Source organism: Gordonia asplenii (assembly GCF_012933505.1).
In the GTDB taxonomy this organism is placed as follows: domain Bacteria; phylum Actinomycetota; class Actinomycetes; order Mycobacteriales; family Mycobacteriaceae; genus Gordonia; species Gordonia asplenii.
Genome location: NZ_JABBNB010000085.1, coordinates 1 through 900 on the forward strand (window position 1 = coordinate 1; position 900 = coordinate 900).

1 protein-coding gene is annotated in these 900 nt (G+C 65.1%); it reads right to left on the bottom strand.

Annotation, left to right across the window (positions count from 1 at the left end; all coding sequences use genetic code 11):
- Positions 1–156 precede the first annotated feature (156 nt).
- Positions 157–900 (bottom strand): IS4 family transposase (locus tag HH308_RS29295; RefSeq protein ID WP_170197821.1); only part of this gene is annotated, 744 nt, incomplete at its 5' end.

Here is a 900-nt window from a genome sequence, read left to right on the forward strand (position 1 = left end):
GGTTGGGGCCATTGTGTGTGGTGGGCGCGTTTGGCTGGCCATTTGACTGCTGTGCGTTTGACGACGCGGGGGTTGGCGCGCAGTCGGCGGGTGGGGTTGATTCGGCGCGCGAGTCGGGTGGTGGCGAGCTGCCAGAGCTGGGCTATCGCGGTGTGGTCATGAGGGGGAAAAAGAACTGTGGGACAACGATCTTCGGCTGATTCGGAGTGCGGCGACGAATGATATTCGGTCGGGGTCGAGGCCGGTGTCGGCGGCGGTGTCGACCATCAGGGTGCGCACGGCGTAGTGGCAGCACAGATGTCCCCAGATCTCTTGTTGTACCAACGCCGGCGATTTGGAACGCAGCACGACACGGGGGCCACGTTGGTGGGTTTTGAGTTCGTCGAAGACGCTCTCTATTTCCCAGCGCTGGTGATAGGCCGCGGCCAACTCGGCTGCGCTGGCCTGCTCTGGGTCGAGGATCGTGGTCAGCAGTCGATACGTCTGCTCGATGTCGCGGCCGTCGTCGAGGGTGTAGTCGATGACACGGACGGTCACCGCCTGCCTCGATCGGCGGCCCTTGCCCGAGGTCGGAATGATCCGGGCCAGCCACGAACCGTCGGGCAGTGTGTCGATAAACCGGGGCCGTTGAGTCCTTTTGACCCGCCACAGCAGGTCGGCGCCGGTCCCCGCGGCTTGACTCCACAGGTCGAAGCCGTACAAGCCACGATCGGCCAGGCACAACATGCCTGGTTGCAGTCGGCTCACCAGGGTGCGCATCATCGATACTTCGGAGATGTCGCGCGGGCCGACCACTGCATCGAAGAGGGCGTGGGTGCCACACTCGGCCAGCGCCGCTATCCGCGCTTGCGGGAACGCCGCCTGAGCGCTGCGGGTCGATGCGGGGCGGCCGAAGAACTC